1 protein-coding gene and 1 pseudogene are annotated in these 2,940 nt (G+C 36.4%); both read right to left on the bottom strand.

What is annotated here, in order from left to right:
• On the bottom strand, positions 1 to 2,162 hold a 2,162-nt coding region (locus B2R65_RS01425), incomplete at its 3' end, for a Tn3 family transposase (protein WP_286740488.1).
• A 380-nt stretch (positions 2,163 to 2,542) separates the two neighbouring features.
• Positions 2,543 to 2,866, bottom strand: a pseudogene (locus B2R65_RS01420) (thiol-disulfide oxidoreductase DCC family protein); the annotation flags it as partial.
• Positions 2,867 to 2,940 lie beyond the last annotated feature (74 nt).

Genomic DNA, 2,940 nt, shown 5'->3' with positions numbered 1-2,940 from the left:
ACTTGCGTACTCACCGGAACATGATTAGAAACCAATGTTAATGCTGAAACACCTTTACCTTTGGAGAAGTACTTAGACGAATACCGAGCCTTAAACGTATTTATGCGACACTCAAATTTTTGACCATCAATGCTTGAAAACAACTGATTATCGTCCACATGGTAATAGGCAAATATTGGCAACGTGGCTATAGCATTAGAAACCTGATCATTAGACGTTTTGAGTGTTTCATATCTGACATAACTATCATCTACACTGCGTAATTTACCCATTGAACGGTCAGAGATATTCGCCATTTTATATAGGCCGTAATTGGTGCCGTTTGCCAATATACAGGCGATCAGATCTTCTTTATTTACTGGTGATTTTTCTTTAGTTGCTGATATGTGTGTAAATGAATTTAAGTAACCTGTCTTTTGATCAACAAACAACATGAGTTCAACGATACCCATGTGTTGAATTTGATTGTAGAGCGGGTTTTCAATTGTTTGTTGCCAACGGCTGTTAGGAATTGACCACTTGAGTTCGGCTTTGCCAGGAATAAACTCAACATACTTATTATCACCACTAAAGATATGCTCGCTTGCTTCCTTCAGCTTAACTTCTAATTGTTGGCTCTTATCTGCGAGTGTTTGGTTAATCGGTGTTGCCAGCTTATCAAGGCCAGTGTTTTCAATGATTGTCTCTTTTTGCTGCCATTCTTTAGGTTGTATAAGATCTGACGTTAAACTACGGTTATTAACGCTTTCTTTCACCGTTAAGCTATTACTGTGAAATAATTGTTCGGCTTTACGATAAAGGAAATACTCAAATCGATTAGCAATTAATTTGGTATTTTCTCCCTCTAAATACTCTCGGTCATGTTTAGGTACCACATCGATGTTAATGGTTTGGATAGCCTTTAATTCACTAAGTTCAGAATGTGCCATAACATACTGCTCATGGAGTTCATCCTTTAAATGAATGAACTCAATATCGATAGACATAAATAATGAGCGGATAAGTTTTTTAATTTTACTGGATTGTTTATCAATAAATTGCCATTCGTACTGACGGCCATCAAAGTCGTTATTATCTAAGTGATCACTTAACAGTTTAATACTGTCAGCAGGGATCAATTCAAAGGCTTTTTTACGTACATCACCAAAGCTTAAATCATCGTCCATATCGGTATCGATGAAGTACTTTAATAAACTACCAGCGGATTTTAATTTGGTTCTTACAATGGTTACATCTTCAACAATACGCTGCTTTGCATAGCCTTTAGCTGATTCGGTTAACTTCCTTACCAAGTAAATAAATGCAGCAACAAGATTGTCGTTAGTCTCTCGGTACCTGAAGAACAAGTAACAAACGAGATATAAAATAGTTTGGCTATCTGCGTGTTTTCTAAGCTTATAAACGGACTTGTGCTTTACCAGTGAAGCATAGTATTCAAGATTTTTAGGTGATAGCTCCAGTTCAGCAATCAGTGACTTAATTTCTGGATAAAGCGAGCGTATAATTTTATGCGTCTTCAGCTCTTGGGTGATTTGGCTCGTTGAAAAGTCCTTAGCCATTTTCTTTAACTTGGCTAAGTCAGTAAAGGTATTATTTGACTCAAGTAATTTAAGTAATGTTTTTCTGGTACCTGAAGACAAACTATCAAGCAGCACCATTTCAATTCGGTTACGCTCATTTGATAATACCGTAGAAATAGTGTCTTGCAGCGTTGTATAACCAGCTAGCGCTATTCTGTTTTGACCAAAATAAGCAATACATTCATCAAAAACATACCTTGGTTCAAGGTTGATTTTTACAACATCGTTAAGCCTTTTTAATAGCGGCTCTTTATCTAACTTGCTTTGGTATGCTGTAAACCCTGTATATTTTAATAACTTATTAATCAGCTTAGTTTTTGTTGTTGGTGATAAATCCTCAAGAGACATATCTTTATCGCTGAAATACTTGGATCTTACATAATCTAAATCATTACTGACTTGAGTAAATGAGAAATTAAATACTATTGGCCGTGACCTAAAGTAACCAAGCAGTAAGATAAAATACACTCTGGTTTCAATACGTCTTAATTCGTTGACGAGCCTTTGAGTTTCACTATCTAACGAAAAATAATCATCACGATCTTTACGGTTAAAATTGGGTAAGGCATAGAGTTCGTTGATTTCTGATTCGCTGAGAATTTGTATACGCTTGGTGTTTGATGAAGAAATAGTGGTAAGCCTTTCTTGTTATTTTTAATCAGCATACCTTAATCAATGAGGTTAATGTTTACCAGTCAACTGCTTAACATTACCATAAAGCCGATTTAAGCGACTAAAGTGGTAAACTTTTCATAAGATAGTTTACCACTGTGTATTATTACTTAAGAATACTAATGCCGATTTCGAGGGGATGGGCTAAATAATACAAACTGTGTTATTCAAGGGGTGAAGTCCAATGGTACGAAAAGTTACTCTAAGCGTGAAAATTCAAGCTAAGGTTAATTTCGAGGGGATGGGCGCAAAACCCCAATACGATAGTAAATTTCTTTATCTGCGATCAATTATAAATAATGTTTTGCGTCCTCTGGGTTGGGTACTCTGCAATACTGATATTTGCCAAATAAGGTATAGCGGTTTAAAGCAATTTTATCGTACAGCCAATTATTAAAGGTGTTAGGTAAAACACTAAATACAGTGGCTAATTTATAGGGGTAACCTAGCTGCTTTACCACTTCAAAAAAAGCATGACTTTGCGTGTACGCTTTGCCGTTTTGTAGGTAAACCATTGAGGCGTATTGTGTGGTTGAAAAACCAAAGTGAGTTAATAGCAGTGCACCTTTTGGGGATTGCACGCTGCACAGTTTAAAAATGGCATTGGTATCGTTCCTAGGGCCTGTTGACCTTTCAGGATTAAAATTTGTTCAATCTAGGGGCCATTTAATCGCGGCGCGAGGTTTGT

Origin of the sequence: Pseudoalteromonas sp. UBA2102 (assembly GCF_002331165.1) — a bacterium.
GTDB lineage: Bacteria > Pseudomonadota > Gammaproteobacteria > Enterobacterales > Alteromonadaceae > Pseudoalteromonas > Pseudoalteromonas atlantica.
The sequence above is the reverse complement of the archived record's forward strand: the minus strand, read 5'-3'. Positions and strand labels throughout refer to the sequence as shown.